Below are 16,276 nucleotides of genomic sequence, written 5' to 3'. Positions count from 1 at the left end.
AGACCCCATATCAACAACCGCAGTTACTTCCCGGGATGGAATTGGCTGCGGGTTGTTGATCCGGGCTTCGCCTGGATAGACTGAACCTATCCCTTGATTGGAAATTATCAATTTAAACGAAGCCGGAAAAATCCGTATCTTTGCGTCCCGTAAATTCTTCAACCCTCAAATGCACCAAACAGGAGTTATCTTTAATGGGCATCATTAACAGCGAGATCAAGCCGTTCAACGCCACCGCTTTCAAGAACGGTGAGTTTGTTGAGATCAGCGAAGCAGACGTAAAAGGAAAGTGGGCTGTCTTTTTCTTCTACCCGGCCGACTTCACTTTCGTATGCCCGACCGAGCTGGGCGACGTAGCTGACAAGTACGAAGAGCTGCAGAAGCTGGGCGTAGAAGTGTTCTCCGTGTCCACCGACACCCACTTCACCCACAAGGCGTGGCACGATACTTCCGAGACCATCGGTAAGATCCAGTACTACATGGTTGGCGACCAGACCGGCACCATCACCAACAACTTCGGTGTTATGCGTGAAGGCCAGGGCCTGGCCGACCGTGCCACTTTCGTGATCGATCCGGACGGCATCATCCAGGCCGTTGAGATCACCGCCGAAGGCATCGGCCGTGACGCCGACGACCTGCTGCGCAAGATCAAGGCCGCCCAGTACGTTCGCAAGAACCCGGGTGAAGTTTGCCCGGCCAAGTGGAAAGAAGGCGAAGAGACTCTGGCTCCGTCCCTGGACCTGGTCGGCAAGATCTAAGTTTCCCCTAGCGGTGAAACTGAACGGATGCGAGGTCTGCCGTGCGGACCTCAGATTCCCGAAGAACCCCGGTTTATCCGGGGTTCTTTGCGTTTGGGCATCAGCAACTTGCTTAACTCGCGCAGCCAGAGTACCGAGCTGGCAACTGTGGCGCAGAACAGCCAGTCTCCCGGAGCCAGGCTGACCGTGGAGAACGCCTGCTGCAGAAATGGCAGGTAGACCACTGCCATTTGCAGCGCCAGCGCCAGGGCGATGGAGCCCCAGAGCCAGGGGTTGGAGAACAGACCCTTGAAGGCGCTGGATTCATCCGAGCGGGAAGTGAATACGGTAAACATCGAGAACAGTACCAGGGTGGTGAAGGCCATGGTCTGGCCGTAGGCCAGGTCCCCTGTGCCCTCGATCAGCCCGGCTGGCAGGGAGGCGTCGAGAACGAACAGGGTGCCGGCTGCGGTGATGGCACCCACCATCACGATACCGGCCCACATCTGCCGGGTGATCACCCCTTCCTTTCGCGGCCTGGGCGGCCGTTTCATTGCTTCCTCATCGCCGGGATCGAGCCCCAGCGCCAGTGCCGGAGCGCCATCACTGACCATGTTGATCCACAGGATCTGAGTGGCCAGAAGGGGCAGGGCGAGGCCGTCGCTGGTCATGCCCAGGCCAATGATGTCCGCCAGAAGCACTCCGAAGAACATGGTAAGCACCTCGCCCATGTTGGACGACAGCAGGTACCGGAGAAACTTGCGGATGTTGGCGAAAATAGCCCGGCCTTCCTCCACCGCCGCGACAATCGAGGCGAAGTTGTCGTCCGCCAGAATGATGTCCGATGCCTTGCGGGAGACATCGGTGCCGGTGATGCCCATGGCTACCCCGATATCGGCGGTACGCAGGGCCGGGGCATCGTTCACTCCGTCGCCGGTCATGGCCACGATGGCGCCGTCTCTCTGCAATGCCTTGACGATCCTGAGTTTGTGCTCGGGGTTTACCCGGGCATAGACGGAAACCTCCCGTGCCGTCCTGTACAGCAGGTCGTCTGGCATCCGGTCGATCTCGGCACCGGTAACGGCGCGGCCGTCACGACAGATACCCAGCTCGGCCCCGATGACTGCCGCGGTCACCGGATGGTCGCCGGTAATCATCACCGGCCGGATACCGGCGGCCAGGGCCTGGGTTACCGCCTCTCTGGCTTCCTGCCGGGGCGGGTCGATCATTCCGATCAGGCCGACAAAGATCAGGTCCTGTTCCACATGGTCGCCGACATCTTCCGGCTCAAAGTCATCGGCCGGCAGCATTCGGGCTGCGACTCCGAGCGTGCGCAGGGCTTCACCGGCCAGTTGTTCGTTGGTGGCGAGGAGCTCTTTCCGGCGCTCGGGTGTCAGGGGGCGAGTGGTATCACCGACCCGCTCGCGGTTGCAACGACCCAGCAGAACATCCGGGGCGCCCTTGGTGAAAACCTGGATGTGTTCCCGTTGCTGGCTGTCGGTATGGAGGGTAGACATCAGTTTGCGTTCCGATGAGAACGGAACCTCGCCGACACGGCGGTAGCGGGAGTCCAGGGTTTCATCGGTCAATCCCACCTTGCGGGCAGCAACGATCAGGGCGCCTTCGGTGGGGTCGCCCTGGATGGTCCATTGACCATCTTCCTGCTGGAGCACGGCGTTAGTGGCCCGGTCACCAACGGTCAGGGCCCGTTCCAGTTCCAGCCTCAAGTCGTCGGAAAGGTCGCCGGTTGCTTCGGCCCCATCACGCCATGCAGTCACCTGGCCTTCAGGCGCGTAACCGGTACCGCCGAGAATGACCCGGCCACTGGCGGTCACCACGGCCCGCACCGTCATCTCGTTGCGGGTGAGGGTGCCGGTCTTGTCCGAGGCGATAACGTTGGCTGACCCCAGGGTTTCCACGGCAGCCAGATGACGAACGATGGCGTTGCGGCGGGCCATACGCTGAACCCCGAGGGCCAGAACGGCAGTAACCACGGCGGGCAAACCTTCGGGCACGGCGGCAACGGCCAGGGCGACACCGAGGATAAGCACGTCGAACACCGCGGAAAAGCCGGAGACATGCTCCACCAGAATGATGGTTACAATCATCACCGCGGCGATCGCGAGCACCACCAGTCCGAGGAGACGTCCAAGCCGGGCGAGGTCCTGCTGCAGTGGCGTGGTTTCCGGAAGTGCCGCCTCGAGCATGCCGGCAATCTGGCCCATCTGGCTCTGCATGCCAGTGGCGGTGACCACCGCCTTGCCCCGGCCATAGGTTACGGTAGTGCCGCTGAACACCATGTTCTGGCGGTCGCCAATGGCAGCCTCACCAATGATGGTTTCCGGTTCCTTGGTCTCGGGCAGGCTCTCACCGGTCAAAGAGGCTTCGGAGGTTTGCAGGGCCACTGACTGAATCAGCCGGCCGTCGGCGGGGATGGTGTCACCTTCCTCCATCATCAGGATGTCACCAACGACCACATCACGGGCGGGAATACTGCGTTGCTCGCCACCGCGAATCACCCGGGCCCGGGCGGCGGACATCTGACGGAGGGCCGCCACCGACTGTTCGGCCCGCGCCTGCTGGATAAATCCCATTGCCGCATTGAGAATGACAATGGCGAGGATCGCAATGGCTTCGTAGGGCAGATCAGACTCGCGCTCGAACAGCCACAAGGCAAGGGAGACCGCAGCGGCTAACAGCAACAGAATGACGAGGGGATCGGTAAATTGTGCCAGCAGTTTGCGCCAGCCGGGGATCGGTTTCCTGGTGCGCAGCTGGTTCGGCCCGTCCCGTTCCAGCCGGGCCCTGGCTTCGTCCTCGCTCAGGCCGCGATGTTCGTTACTGCCCAGAGCCTCGATGACCGCGCCGGGAGACAGGCGATAGGCCGCCATCGGTTCTCCCGGTACTCGTTCTCCCGCCATGAGGATGCGTCCTTGTGCCGATCAGGTTCACAAGCATCAGTGTAGACGCAGGACGGTATAGTAGGATGATTGGCGTCAGGAGCTGGCGATCTCGCTGCCGTAATCGGCGCCGCGGGCCTTGAGCCGGTAGAATTCCTCGATCACTTCCGCCATCGCTTCCGGACAGTAGGGCCGTAATCCACTCAGCACCAGTCGTTTGGTCACATCGCCCACCGGCTTGCCATCGGCCTTCAACAGATATTCCAGCGTCACGTTGCCCCGTTTACCGGCGGCTTCCAGGTCAGCGTTGCTCAGCTCCAGTTCCGGGGAGGAGGCATCCACCGTGTCCAGGGACAGGCTCATGCTCTCGTACATCACCATGGGGCGATCCGGATTGAACATGACACCGTTGGATTCCATCAGCGGCTTCAGGGTGTGCGGAAAGTTCTTGCCCGAGGCCGCCACGTAACAGCGGGTGAAATCCTCGATGAACTGCTCATCCCGGGTAAGCTCGCCGCTGCGGGTGACCTCAAGGTAGACCTTGCCATTGTCGTCACAGACTTCGATGCTGTCGTCGCCGTTTTCCCGGAACAGGAGCTCGACACCATCACCGACCAGGCTGCGGAACCGGAATGTCATGTTCTGGGAGAGCCCGAAGCGGGACAGAACCACGGCAAACAAGAGATCCCCCGGTACGCAGAAGCGGCGGGCATCGGGATCATGAATCGGGTTGAAGTCCCCGGCCACTTCCTTGGCGAACTGGCTGGCCTGAAGCGCGGAAATGGTGACACGTCCGTCCTGGACAGAGTGGAAACGTTTTAAAAACATGGTTCGCCTTTTACGGGTCGCGGGGCTGACAATGGGAAGATTAACTTCTCGTCCTCCTATGATAGTTGAGCCGCATCAATAGCAAAATGCGCTATTTGTCCTACTGTGGAGAAGAGGCAAGAAAATTCACGGGGGATGGCTTATGGGCATTACGGCAATTCCGGTTGACCAGCGGGTGATCGATATCGATTCCCGGCGGTTTGCGTCGGTGGAAAAGGCGCTGGTGGAGTTGATCACCAACAGCGATGACAGTTACTCCCGACTGGAGCGTGCCGGCGTTGAGGTCACCGGAGGCGTTACCATCCAGTACGAGCGCCACCAGAACGGCGCCATGCTGGTGGTTGCCGACCAGGCCGAGGGCATGACCTGGCAACAGGCGCTGGCCAGCCTGACCTACGGTGGTGCCCACAGCCCGCTGGCGAAGGGTGAGGGAACCGGTCGTGGCTTCTTTGGCCGTGGCCTCAAACAGGCTATCTACGGTCTTGGTTATGGCTGGCTGGAGACGCTGCACAACGGCCGCTATACCCGAATCGACCTGTTCCGTGGCGAAGACGGAGGCTATCTCTACGACGACGGCGAAGGTGATCGTGAGGCAAAGGATACCGATTATGAGCGCCTCGGCACCGATGCTAATGGCACCCGGGTGGCCATCGTGATCGACAATCCCCTGGTTCACATTTCCCAGTACCGTTCGGTGTTGCACTCGATCTCCCATAACATCTACCTGAGGGAGATTCTCGGGCGTCGGCGGGTGGAGCTGGTGCACCGCCAGGCCGGCAAGGAAGTGGAGCGGATGGGGCCGGTTCACTACCTGGAACCGGAATCCAGGGTGCTGCTGGGGCCACAACAGCCGTGCAGTTTTGTCTACGAACAGGTGAGCTACCCGTTTACCCTGACCCTGAAGCGGGCACTCAATGCCGAGTTGACCCTGCATGGTGACGAGCGCACCAATGGACTGCTGGTGCTGTCCGGTAACGCGGTGCTCGATTGCCAGTTGTTCGAATTCGAGAACCAGGTAGGTACGGAATACCTGTTCGGCGAGGTGAATTGTCCCGCTCTGACCGAGAAGCTTGGCCAGGGGCTGGCCATCATCAGCGATGAGCGGGAGGGGCTCAACCTCAAAGACCCCTTTGTGGCAGCGTTCGGGCGGGCCGTCAGCAAGTATCTCCGGCCGGCGGTGCAGGAGGAGCGGGAGCATCTGCGCCATCTGGAGCATGCCACCGCGTCGGGCAGAACCGACCACATGATCGAACATCTGCTGGAGCGCATGAACCGGGCTGCAATCCAGGATCTGCGCATCTCCTTGCCGCCGGCGGGTGATACTGAGGCGGAATCGGAGCCGGGGCCTGAAGAGCCTGCACTGCGTTTCACCACCCCGTTCTATTACCGGCAGGCCGGTCACCCGTTTCATGTCTCCTTGCTGGTGAATCCGGCCAGTTTTGCCCCGGACGATGTGTTGCACATCAGCTACCGCTTTCCGGATTCGGTTCAGCTGGATACCAAACCGACGGAGGTGCCGGTGTCCCAGTTAACCGACCGCCATCGGATTGAATGGACCATCACCGGTGATTCCGTCGGAGACCGGGGCGAGATTACCGTTCGCAGCCAGCATTACTGGGCCTGGTGTGAGGTGGTGATCGCGGACCACGGCGCCCATCACCGGCACCATCGGCCCAAGCATCATCCCAGGCACAATCACCGGGCCGCATCCCGTGACCACGGCGAGGCGATGTTCATCGGCTATGATTTCCGCGCCCTCCACAACGAACTGGAGCGGGCGGTATACAGCCCGAAGGAACGCAAGATCCTGATCAATACCGAGGCGCCGACCGTGCAGCTGTACGTGGACGGCCGCGGCCGTTTCCGGGATTCCGCACGTCTGCTGCTGGCGGAACTGTTCATGGACGTGATCTCCGACGAACTGGCCCGCCACCAGCTGGCACGGTCAAAGGAGCCCGAAAGCGTGGCCGCATTCCATGCCGCCAAGATGGACATCATCCGGCGCTACGGCAGCGACATTCACCGTTCTTTCATCAACGCCTGACAGCCTGCCAGGGAGTGGCAGGCTATTACTGCATTCCGCTTTATAGGGCTGCCCTATCAAACAATTTGGGGCAATTAATTTGAGGCTTAGGCTTCGAATCCTTATCTTACCCGCAACTTCAATTACTGATCCATTTTTAATTCAGACACTTAGCTTTACGACATATTAAGGGGAAAAACCTACATGTTGGATGCCAATATCAAGCAACAGCTCCAGGCCTACATGGAAAAACTGCAGCAGCCGATCGAGCTGGTGGCGGCCTATGACGACAGCAAGAAGTCCCAGGAGCTGAAAGAGCTGCTGGAAGACATCGAGCCGATGTCCTCCAAGATCAGCCTGCGTACCGAGGAATCCCCGGACGTGCGGCGCCCGTCTTTTGCGATCAACCGGGTGGGTACTGACATTGGTGTCCGGTTTGCCGGCATTCCCATGGGCCACGAGTTCACCTCCCTGGTGCTGGCCCTGCTGCAGGTGGGTGGTCATCCGTCCAAGGAATCCCGGGAGCTGATCGAGCAGATCAAAGACCTGGAAGGGAGTTTCGAGTTTGAAACCTACTTCTCCCTGTCCTGCCAGAACTGCCCGGACGTGGTTCAGGCCCTCAACCTGATGGCTGTTCTGAACCCGAACATCAAGCACACCTCCATTGACGGTGCACTGTTCCAGGACGAAGTGGAACAGCGTGAAGTGATGGCTGTGCCCAGTGTGTTCATGAACGGCGAGTCCTGGGGCCAGGGCCGTATGACCCTGGAAGAGATCGTGGCACGGCTGGACACCAGTTCCGCCGAGAAGGAAGCCGAGAAGCTCAACCAGAAGGATTCGTTCGAGGTGCTGGTCATCGGTGGTGGCCCGGCAGGTTCTGCTGCCGCGATCTATGCCGCTCGTAAGGGTATCTCTACCGCCATCGCAGCGGAGCGTTTCGGTGGCCAGGTGGCTGACACCATGGGCATCGAGAACCTGATTTCCGTGCCGTACACCGAGGGTCCAAAGCTGGTCTCCGCCATGGAGCAGCACGTCAAGGAATACGACGTGGACATCATGAACATGCAGCGCGCCGAGAAACTGATCCCGGCCGCCAAGACCGGTGGCCTGCATGAGGTGCGGCTGGCCAACGGCGCGACCCTGAAATCCCGTACCGTGGTGCTGTCCACCGGTGCCCGCTGGCGCCAGCTGGGCGTGCCGGGTGAGGAAGAGTACCGCAACAAGGGTGTGGCCTACTGCCCGCACTGTGACGGCCCGCTGTTCAAGGGCAAGCGCGTGGCGGTCATCGGCGGTGGTAACTCCGGCGTGGAAGCGGCCATCGACCTGGCGGGTATCGTCGGCCACGTGACCTTGATCGAGTTCGGCGCCGAGATGCGTGCCGATGACGTGCTGCAGAAGAAGCTGCGCAGTCTGGCCAATGTGAAGATCGTGACCTCCGCCCAGACCACCGAGATCGTGGGTGAAAATGGCAAGGTCAGCGGCCTGAACTACACCGATCGCAACACCGGTGAAGAACACCACGTGGAACTTGAAGGCGTGTTCGTCCAGATCGGCCTTGTTCCGAACACCGAGTGGCTGAAGGGTGACATTGAGCTGAGCCAGCACGGCGAGGTCATCGTCAACGACCGCAACGAGACCTCCATCCCGGGCGTCTTCGCGGCCGGCGATGCCACCACGGTGCCCTACAAGCAGATCGTGATTTCCATGGGTGAGGGATCCAAGGCGGCGCTGAGTGCCTTTGACTTCCTGATCCGGAATTCTGTCGAGGACTGAGATTGGCTTAAAAATGGGGTCTGATGAAAGCTTTCTTCTGACCCCTCCTTCACCCCAACTACCGCCCGGAAATATCCTTCTCCAGACTCCCCTCAACCCCCAAACTCTCCCCATCCTCCGGAAACAGATGCCCATACGCCGCCCGCACCCCATCCACAATGAACCGGTGCGGCACATCGTCAAACACCCCGTGGTCGTTGATGTACTCCATGTGCGCCTGGCCATCCTCGGTGAACTCCTGGAACACCGAGTCATGCACACCATCAAACTCCAGCGGCTCCACCTTCATCAGCTCGCAAAGCTGCTTGTTGAACGCCGGGGTCGCCTTTACCCACCGGCCATTCAGGTACAGCTCGATAAAACCGTGCATCCGGAAAATATCGGAGCGCAGCCATTCGATCAGTTTGGGGCTGGAGAGGTGGTTACGCACATCGGCCAGGCCCAGCTGGCTGGGGATGCCGATGGCCCGGGCGGCGGCGCCGAGGAGGACGGCCTTGGGGATACAGTAGGTCTCGCCGCTGGTCAGGGCATAGCTGGCGGACAGGGTCCTGGGATCGGTGCAGAACACGTAGGGGTTGTAGTTGATGCTGTCCCGGACCGCGAGGTAGAGCACCTTGATCTGCTCCACCGGGTCGTCGGAAACACCTTCAAGCTGCCGGGCGATCCAGGCCTTGAGTTCGGGCTTGTCGTAATCGAAGAAGGCGGTGGGCTGAAGGTAGCGTTCCATAGGGACTCATCCAGGTTTCGGGCATCAAAGTCCGATCCTCCCTGATTAGCAACCTACGGGCAATGGCCATTTCCGCCAAAGCCATTGCCCGCTTTGCTCATTCCTTGCCTTCAAAGCCCTGCATGACATTGACCGCATTCACGCCGATGGCGTCCACGTCATAACCGCCTTCCATGGTGAATACCGTGGGCAGCCCCAGCTGCTCCAGGCGTTTGCCGAGCTTCAGGTAATCGCCGGAGGTGAGCTTGAAGAAGGAAATCGGGTCCTCCTCGAAGGTATCCACCCCCAGCGCAACCACCAGGGCATCCGGTCCGAATGCCTGGATACGCTCGCAGGCCTTCTCCAGACCCTGGCTCCAGACGCTATAAGGCGTGTTCGGCGGGTACACGATATTGAGATTATAGCCTTCCCCTTCACCCTCTCCGGTTTCATCCTCGAAGCCGAGGAAGTGCGGGAAGACCAGGTCCGGGTCGCCATGCAGGCTGATGGTGAGGACGTCGCTGCGATCATAGAAAATCGCCTGGGTGCCGTTGCCATGATGGAAGTCCACATCGAGCACCGCCACTTTGTCGTAGCCCTGGTCCCGGAAGGCCTGGGCGACAATGGCGGCATTGTTGAAGAAGCAGTAGCCTCCGAACACATCGGCATGGGCGTGATGACCCGGTGGCCGGCACAGGGCAAAGGCGGCTCGTTCACCACCGGCCACCAGTTTCAGGGCGGTGAGAGCGACATTGGCAGAGGCCCGGGCCGCTTCCCAGGTGCCATCGGAGATCGAGGTATCGGCGCCGAGGCTGTAATAGCCCAGGCGACCGTCGATATCCTTCGGCAGCCGGGCGCGCATGCCCCGGCCAACCCAGAAGGTGGGGATGGCCTCGCCGCGTTTGCCGGCCGCCACCCACTCGTCCCAGCAGGTTTCCAGAAAACTGACATAATCGACCGTGTGCACCCGCTTGACCGGCTCAAGCCCGAACTCTTCCGGCTCCAGGATCTCCCCGAGCGACTGGTCCTTAACCCGCGCCAGGATGGTTTCGGCCCGGGAAGGCTTCTCGTGGGGCTCGATCAGCAGACCGCCGTCCAGTTCGGTTTTGACATGGCGACGGCTGTGCAGGGGGGAGAACACGGTTTTCATGGCGGCGGATATTCCTCGCTGAACGAATCGGATCACTCTGGCACACGGGAGATCGTGGCTCAAATGCGGCAATTGTGGCAGGCTGGTGCCCTTTTCAGGGAGAGGGGATTACCGATATGAGGACTTTTGAATTAGCGGAGAACCATGACTGATCTGATTGCGGATATGTCCCTGGCCGAAGGACTCGGGCAGCTATGTGGCCTCATCGCCCTGGCATTCTGCATTGCCGGCTTCGCCAACAAGAACGACGACCGGCTGATGGTGCTGCTGATCTCCGCCAACGTCGCCTTCGCCCTGATGTTTGCTTTCTTCGAGAGCTGGACAGCGTCGGCACTGACGGTGCTGGTGATTGTCCGCATCACGCTCGCCCGCAAATACCAGGGCAACTGGCAGATCATGGCGGTGATGCTGGCGGTGAATCTGGTGGTCGCCTGGGTAACCTGGAAATCTCTGACTGACGTCTTCCCGCTCACGGCCGCGGTGCTCGGTACCGTGGGCATGTTCATGCTCCGGGGTATCGCGCTCAGAATTGTTCTGGGCCTGGCTGCGCTGGCCTGGATGCTCAACAACATCGTGATCGGCTCGGTGGGCGGTACGCTCGCTGAAGCCATGGTGTTGGTCACCAACATCATCACCATCATCCGGCTCTACCGGCTGCAGAAAAAGTACCCGGATTTCCGTCCCGGCGACTGATCCTGAGAGAGCTTCCCACCTTTTCTCCCGGTGAATTCTGGACTATTGTCAGAGAGGCTTTGCTACGCAAACTCACTGAATACAGTCGATAAAAGGAACAGATTATGGCCAATGAAAGCTACCATGAACCCGTCGAAGAGCTGTCCGACGATACCCGGGACATGCATAGGGCAATCAGTTCTCTGATGGAGGAGTTCGAGGCCGTCGACTGGTACAACCAGCGTGCTTCCTCCTGCAAGGATTCCCAGCTGAAGGCGATTCTCGAGCACAACCGGGATGAGGAAAAGGAACACGCAGCCATGGTGCTGGAATGGATCCGCCGGAAAGATCCCACCATGGACAAGTATCTGCGGGAATTCCTGTTCACGGATGGCCCGATCGGGCACCACGACTGACTCTTTCAACAGGCCTGTTGTGCGACATGGGCCAATTTTTGCCGGAGCGGAACTCGTTACCGTTGAATCATGACCCGGGCCTGCTGTCTCACAGCAAGGGCCCGGAATGAGTTCATCTGTTTGCGAGGCCGCACCCATGAGCCATCACCATTTTGACATCCTGATCATCGGCGCCGGCGTTTCCGGCATTGGCATGGCGTGCCACCTGAAGCGCGAGTGCCCGGGCAAGTCGTTTGCCATTCTGGAGCGCCGCCAGTCCCTTGGGGGCACCTGGGACCTGTTCCGCTATCCCGGCATCCGTTCCGATTCCGACATGTTCACCTTCGGCTACAACTTCCGCCCCTGGACCGGTGGCAAGGTGCTGGCGGATGGCGCCTCGATCAAGAATTACGTGCGTGAGACTGCCCGGGAGAATGATGTCGAACTGCATATCCGCTACGGCCTGGCGGTGAAAACAGCGGATTGGTCGGGTGTGGACAAGTGCTGGAAACTGACCGCCCAGAACGAGGCCACTGGCGAAACCGAACACTACACCGCCAGTTTCCTGGTGGGCTGTACCGGTTACTACAACTATGACCAGGGCTATAAGCCGGACTTTCCCGGCGAGAGTGATTTCAAAGGTCAGATCGTGCATCCCCAGCACTGGCCAGAGGACCTGGACTACACCGGCAAAAAGGTGGTGGTGATCGGCAGTGGCGCCACTGCCATAACCCTGGTACCGACCATGGCAGAAAAGGCGGCGCACGTGACCATGCTGCAGCGCTCGCCCACCTACCTGATGCCGTTGCCCTCAACAGACAAGGTGACGCTGGCTCTTCAGAAGGTACTGCCGGAGAAGGCGGCGTACCGGCTGACCCGCGCCCGCAATATTTCCATCTCGCGCCTGCTGTACCAGCGCTCCCGCAAGAGCCCGAAAGCCATGCGCCGGCTGTTTCTGTCGGTGATCAAGCGGCAGCTGGATGGCGAGGCGGATATGCGTCACTTCACGCCGGACTACAATCCGTGGGACCAGCGCCTTTGTGTGGTCAAGGATGGCGATCTGTTCAAGGCACTGAAGGCCGGCAAGGCTTCCATTGCCACTGACCACATCGAGCGGTTTACGGAGACCGGTATCCGGCTCAAATCCGGTGAGGAGCTGGACGCGGACATCATCATTCCGGCCACCGGACTGGACATCCAGATGCTCGGCGGCATCAAGCCGAGCGTGGATGGCCGGGAAGTGGTGCTCAAGGACAAGGTGATCTACAAGAACGTGATGGTCGAGGGCGTGCCCAACGCCGCCATGATTTTCGGCTACACCAACATTTCCTGGACCCTGAAGGTGGATATCGCCGCCGAGTACCTGTGCCGGCTGATCAACCTCATGGACAAGCGCGGTTACCGCACTGTTATGGCCCGCGATAACGAGAACAGTCGGGGCGAGGACACCATCCTGGGTTCCCTGAATTCGGGTTACATCAAGCGCGCCGCGGATCGTCTGCCACGTCAGGGTACCCAGGGCCCCTGGAAGTCTTCCCAGAACTATCTGGAGGATGTGAAGATCCTGCGGTTTGATCCGATCGAGGATGGCTACCTGGAATTCGATGGCCAACGCTCTCGCGCCGGCGAGCGCCAGGCCCGGGGCTTCCTGCGACCCTTGCGCTCGGCGCTGTTCGGCTCCTGATCAGTCGAACGCTGTGCGAATTACGTCTCGGTAGTTCCGGATCCGCTGGACATAGTGCACGGGCTCATAGCCCCGGGCGTAGCCATAGCGGGTGCTGGGGTAATAGCGCTTGTCGGCTTTCAGGGGTAGTACCTGAACCATGTCCTCCCAGGAGTCCGGATTCTTGCCCAGCTCCCGGGCCAGCTGGCGGGCATCCAGCAGGTGGCCGCGCCCGATGTTGTAGCTGGCCAGAGCCAGGAATGTCCGGTCCGGCTCAGGGATGGTTTCCGGCAGGCGGCGATGCCTGTCGGCCAGGTAGCGGGCCCCACCGTCGATGGCCGCTACGGGGTCGAGGCGGTTGGTCACGCCCAGGGATTCGGCAGTGCGCTGGGTCAGCATCATGATGCCCCTTACCCCGGTCGGCGATTTTGCGGTGGGGTCCCAGTGGGACTCCTGGTAGGCGAGGGCGGCCAGCAGGTCTGCGGGCATACCGGTTTTGGCTTCCGCTTCCTCGAACTTGTCGATGAATTTCGGCAACCGTTCGTCGATGCGGCGGTTCAGCGCCCGCAAGTCAACAAAGTCGAACTCGCCGATGTAGGCGTAGTAACGGTGCTCCATTTCGCCGATGGCCTCGTCACCCTCCTTGCTGTTCATCCACTCCCGGGCATCCGAGGCCAGCTCGTCGGCTCCGGCCGGCAGGTACCAGCCCAGATTGCGACCTTCGGTGAGGGGCATGGCGACTTCCAGGTGCGGGAAGTGGCGACGCATCACCTGCACGATGTTGGAATCAGCGACAGTACACTCGATGTCCCGCTCCGCCACCTCAGACAGCAGGATTTCAGTGGTGCGTTCGGCATCTTCGGTGAATTCGATGCCCGGGTATTGTTCGTTCAGCCGGCGCAGGGTCTCGGCATAGCTGGACCCGGCAGTGATCACGATCCCGGTACCGGGAATGGCATCCGGTTTCCGGGGCAGGGGGCGGGCATCCCGATGGCACACCAGCTGTTCGGTAATTTCCGTATGGGCCGGTCCGCGGGTGAACTGATCATCCCGTGACGGCAGGTGGGTCAGGCCGGCCGCGGCCAGGTGAGTGTTACCAGCGGCGAGCGCATCCAGCACGTCGCTGGTGGAATCGAGCATGGTCCACTCCACCTGCCAGCCGCGGGATGTGGCGTAATCACTGATCAATGCATGCTCGGGCCCGATCGGATTCTCGTGGCGGTCCAGATAATAGGTGGTGGAACCGTTCCGGGTGGCAACCTTGAGGATTCCGCTTTCAGAGGGGGGTGCGAGTTCCTCGCTGATGACCTGCTGGTTTTCGGTTTCGTTTTCGAGTCCGGTTTCGCTCCCGACTTCGGCTTCGCCGCAGCCTGCCAGCAGGATAGGTACGATCAGAAGACTTCTTCTGTACATCCGACCTGACATCATCACAACTCCGTGGCCTGGTGACTGTATAAGCATTATTACGTACTTATCAGAGACATACTCCCAGACTTCCGGAATGGATGCATCAAGATTCGCCCGGTGGTCTAGACTGGAGATTACATTTCCCTGAAGGGGTCACCGCTATGAATTTCCTGATCAAACCTGTTTCGTTCGTACTCGTCCTTGTGCTGGGTTCACTGGCCCATGCCGCCGACGGACTGATTGTGGTGAAGAGCAACCACGGTGTGGCAGAGACTGCAGACCGGCTCGAAGCCGTGTTGCAGGAGAAAGGCATGAAGATCATGAACCGGATCAACCACGCCGCTGGCGCGGATTCTGCCGGTATGGAGTTGCGCCCCACGGAGCTGGTGATCTTTGGTAACCCGAAAGTGGGGACGCCGCTGATGCAGTGTGCCCAGAGTGTGGCAGTGGACCTTCCCCAGAAGGCCCTGATCTGGGAGGACGAACAGGGTCAGGTGTGGTTCGGCTACAACGATCCCGCCTACCTGAAAGCCCGGCATACCATCGAGGGCTGTGACGAAGTCCTGGGTAAGGTGAACAACGCGTTGGCTAATTTCGCTGAGGCAGCAACAAAATAGATCCCGGCCAACCGGGATCTATCCCCATAAATGCTGATGGCGGTGCGTAAGTAGCTTCCTTAATATCGGCGCCTCGCCTATTGAGGAAGCATACCCTTGCAGTCGATCCGTTCCATTCTCGCCTACCTTGCCCTGATTGCCGCGGTGCTCTCGTTGTTGCCGGGGATGGCGCTTGTGGGTGCGGTCGCGGTGGGCCTGGCGGTGCTGCTGGGCTGGCAGGACATGCGCCGGGTGCCGAGGGTGGTGTTTTCCGTTGCCGTCCTGGCCCTGGTGTTCGCGCTGGGCCGGGATCCGGGACTGATTGTGGATGCTGCCAACAATATGACCCGTCTGGCGGGGCTTGTGCTGGCGGTGATGTTGCTGTCCAACGTGCTGGGTCGTTCCCGGGATCTGCAACGGATTTCAGCCAGTCTCTTCGGTGGCAAGCCCCTGACCCGTTACCTGAGCCTGGCCTTCGGTACCTCCCTGGTATCCATTCCGCTGAACTTTGGCTCGGTGGCGGTCGTTGGCAGCCTGGTGGGCGAGCGTATCCGCCGCGGAGGGGGTTCGGCTGCTACCCGCAACGCCACCCGGGCGGTGCTCCGTGGGTTCGGGGTATCGCCGATTTTCTCACCGCTTTCGATTTCGGTGGTGCTCACGCTCACCCTGTTGCCAGGCCTTGGCAGTATCGAGCTGCTGTCGCTCGCAATTCCTTTTTCGGTTTTACTGATCCTGATGGGCCTGTTCTGGCGGGACCCGGAAACCGGCCAGGAACAGGTTGCCCCGGAAAACATGGCCGGCGTGGCAACCTGGGTACGGTTTGGTGGCCTGGTCCTGGCCATTTGCGTGGGTGTCTTCGTGCTTAGCCACCGGTTCGACCTCAGCTACGCCTACGCGGTAACCCTCTCTTGCCTGGGCGCTGTGTTGGGAGGGCGCCTGCTGGCCTGGAGCCGCCGCCAGAATCCGCCCATGGCCAACATGGCGAACGTCAGTAACGAGCTGGCCATTGTTGGCGGTTCGGCTTTCATCGGTTCGGTCATCAGTGGCGTGGTGCTGGGTCAGATCAGCGGTAACGCCGACCTGCCGGCCTGGAGCTGGCCCATTCTGGCCGCCTGCGTGCCCTGGGTTTATTTCCTTGCGGGTCTGGGCGGTGTTAATCCCATCGTGGTCGGGACCCTGGTTGGCGGTGTCCTGGGATCCCTCTGGCCGTCGGAAGCTCTGATCGGACTGGGTATCGGCATGGTGACCGGCTGGGGCATTACCGCCTTTGGAACCCCGTTTGCCGCCAACGCCCTGATCATGGAGCGATTGACCGGGTACCCGGCCGTAGACGCCTCGTTCCGCTGGAGCCTTCCCCTTTCCCTGTCCGGGCTGACCCTTGCCAGCCTGACGGCCGTTATTCTGACCGCCTGGCTGGCCTGACCTG

13 protein-coding genes are annotated in these 16,276 nt (G+C 60.5%); 8 read left to right on the top strand and 5 right to left on the bottom strand.

Translation table 11 applies throughout. The features are described 5' to 3' along the window. The first annotated feature begins 194 nt into the window (after positions 1-194). A complete protein-coding gene (ahpC, locus tag BM254_RS02475; protein WP_217647726.1) occupies positions 195-758 on the top strand; it encodes an alkyl hydroperoxide reductase subunit C in 564 nt (187 codons plus the stop codon). Positions 759-808: 50 nt separating this feature from the next. On the opposite strand, the gene BM254_RS02470 is transcribed toward ahpC, so the two are convergent. After that, positions 809-3,658, bottom strand: coding sequence for a cation-translocating P-type ATPase (locus BM254_RS02470; protein WP_091998215.1), 2,850 nt, complete (start codon positions 3,656-3,658; stop codon positions 809-811). A 75-nt stretch (positions 3,659-3,733) separates the two neighbouring features. Continuing rightward, a complete protein-coding gene (locus tag BM254_RS02465; RefSeq protein WP_091998213.1) occupies positions 3,734-4,465 on the bottom strand; it encodes a DUF3581 domain-containing protein in 732 nt (243 codons plus the stop codon). Positions 4,466-4,607: 142 nt separating this feature from the next. Between BM254_RS02465 and BM254_RS02460 the strand changes: the two genes are divergently transcribed. Together BM254_RS02460 and ahpF are read left to right on the top strand one after the other, a co-directional pair. Then, positions 4,608-6,509: an ATP-binding protein gene (locus BM254_RS02460; protein WP_091998211.1), complete on the top strand. Its 1,902-nt coding sequence runs from the start codon at positions 4,608-4,610 to the stop codon at positions 6,507-6,509. A 183-nt stretch (positions 6,510-6,692) separates the two neighbouring features. Beyond that, positions 6,693-8,261, top strand: a complete 1,569-nt coding sequence (gene ahpF / locus BM254_RS02455; protein WP_091998209.1) for an alkyl hydroperoxide reductase subunit F — start codon at positions 6,693-6,695, stop codon at positions 8,259-8,261. A gap of 58 nt (positions 8,262-8,319) precedes the next feature. Here ahpF and BM254_RS02450 read toward each other — a convergent pair whose 3' ends face one another. Then, positions 8,320-8,988 carry a transglutaminase-like domain-containing protein gene (locus tag BM254_RS02450; RefSeq protein ID WP_091998207.1) on the bottom strand — a complete coding sequence of 223 codons (669 nt, stop codon included), beginning with the start codon at positions 8,986-8,988 and terminating at the stop codon, positions 8,320-8,322. A 97-nt stretch (positions 8,989-9,085) separates the two neighbouring features. Beyond that, positions 9,086-10,117, bottom strand: coding sequence for a histone deacetylase family protein (locus tag BM254_RS02445; RefSeq protein ID WP_091998205.1), 1,032 nt, complete (start codon positions 10,115-10,117; stop codon positions 9,086-9,088). 144 nt (positions 10,118-10,261) lie between these two features. Here BM254_RS02445 and BM254_RS02440 point away from each other — a divergent pair, with 144 nt between their 5' ends. The 3 genes from BM254_RS02440 (at position 10,262) to BM254_RS02430 (ending at position 12,868) form a co-directional block, all read left to right on the top strand. Further along, positions 10,262-10,810, top strand: coding sequence for a YgjV family protein (locus tag BM254_RS02440; protein ID WP_091998203.1), 549 nt, complete (start codon positions 10,262-10,264; stop codon positions 10,808-10,810). 104 nt (positions 10,811-10,914) lie between these two features. Continuing rightward, complete coding sequence (locus BM254_RS02435; protein ID WP_091998201.1) at positions 10,915-11,205, top strand: encapsulin-associated ferritin-like protein; 291 nt, start codon at positions 10,915-10,917, stop codon at positions 11,203-11,205. A 136-nt stretch (positions 11,206-11,341) separates the two neighbouring features. Continuing rightward, complete coding sequence (locus BM254_RS02430) at positions 11,342-12,868, top strand: flavin-containing monooxygenase (protein ID WP_091998198.1); 1,527 nt, start codon at positions 11,342-11,344, stop codon at positions 12,866-12,868. Here the strand turns inward: BM254_RS02430 and mltF are convergent, their stop codons facing one another. After that, positions 12,869-14,260, bottom strand: coding sequence for a membrane-bound lytic murein transglycosylase MltF (gene mltF, locus BM254_RS02425; RefSeq protein ID WP_217647725.1), 1,392 nt, complete (start codon positions 14,258-14,260; stop codon positions 12,869-12,871). A 155-nt stretch (positions 14,261-14,415) separates the two neighbouring features. Between mltF and BM254_RS02420 the strand changes: the two genes are divergently transcribed. Together BM254_RS02420 and BM254_RS02415 are read left to right on the top strand one after the other, a co-directional pair. Continuing rightward, on the top strand, positions 14,416-14,871 hold the full coding sequence (locus BM254_RS02420) for a DUF302 domain-containing protein (RefSeq protein WP_091998194.1): 456 nt from the start codon (positions 14,416-14,418) through the stop codon (positions 14,869-14,871). A gap of 96 nt (positions 14,872-14,967) precedes the next feature. Continuing rightward, positions 14,968-16,272: a hypothetical protein gene (locus BM254_RS02415; protein ID WP_091998192.1), complete on the top strand. Its 1,305-nt coding sequence runs from the start codon at positions 14,968-14,970 to the stop codon at positions 16,270-16,272. Positions 16,273-16,276 lie beyond the last annotated feature (4 nt).

It is taken from the genome of Marinobacter pelagius (genome assembly GCF_900114925.1).
GTDB classification, from domain to species: domain Bacteria; phylum Pseudomonadota; class Gammaproteobacteria; order Pseudomonadales; family Oleiphilaceae; genus Marinobacter; species Marinobacter pelagius.
This window is presented reverse-complemented; position numbering and strand designations above follow the sequence as displayed.

Coding starts and splice junctions, on each gene's coding strand:
- ahpC (WP_217647726.1), top strand. CDS start 195: ATGGGCATCATTAACAGCGAGATCAAGCCGTTCAACGCCACCGCTTTC.
- BM254_RS02470 (WP_091998215.1), bottom strand. CDS start 3,658: ATGGCGGGAGAACGAGTACCGGGAGAACCGATGGCGGCCTATCGCCTG.
- BM254_RS02465 (WP_091998213.1), bottom strand. CDS start 4,465: ATGTTTTTAAAACGTTTCCACTCTGTCCAGGACGGACGTGTCACCATT.
- BM254_RS02460 (WP_091998211.1), top strand. CDS start 4,608: ATGGGCATTACGGCAATTCCGGTTGACCAGCGGGTGATCGATATCGAT.
- ahpF (WP_091998209.1), top strand. CDS start 6,693: ATGTTGGATGCCAATATCAAGCAACAGCTCCAGGCCTACATGGAAAAA.
- BM254_RS02450 (WP_091998207.1), bottom strand. CDS start 8,988: ATGGAACGCTACCTTCAGCCCACCGCCTTCTTCGATTACGACAAGCCC.
- BM254_RS02445 (WP_091998205.1), bottom strand. CDS start 10,117: ATGAAAACCGTGTTCTCCCCCCTGCACAGCCGTCGCCATGTCAAAACC.
- BM254_RS02440 (WP_091998203.1), top strand. CDS start 10,262: ATGACTGATCTGATTGCGGATATGTCCCTGGCCGAAGGACTCGGGCAG.
- BM254_RS02435 (WP_091998201.1), top strand. CDS start 10,915: ATGGCCAATGAAAGCTACCATGAACCCGTCGAAGAGCTGTCCGACGAT.
- BM254_RS02430 (WP_091998198.1), top strand. CDS start 11,342: ATGAGCCATCACCATTTTGACATCCTGATCATCGGCGCCGGCGTTTCC.
- mltF (WP_217647725.1), bottom strand. CDS start 14,260: ATGTACAGAAGAAGTCTTCTGATCGTACCTATCCTGCTGGCAGGCTGC.
- BM254_RS02420 (WP_091998194.1), top strand. CDS start 14,416: ATGAATTTCCTGATCAAACCTGTTTCGTTCGTACTCGTCCTTGTGCTG.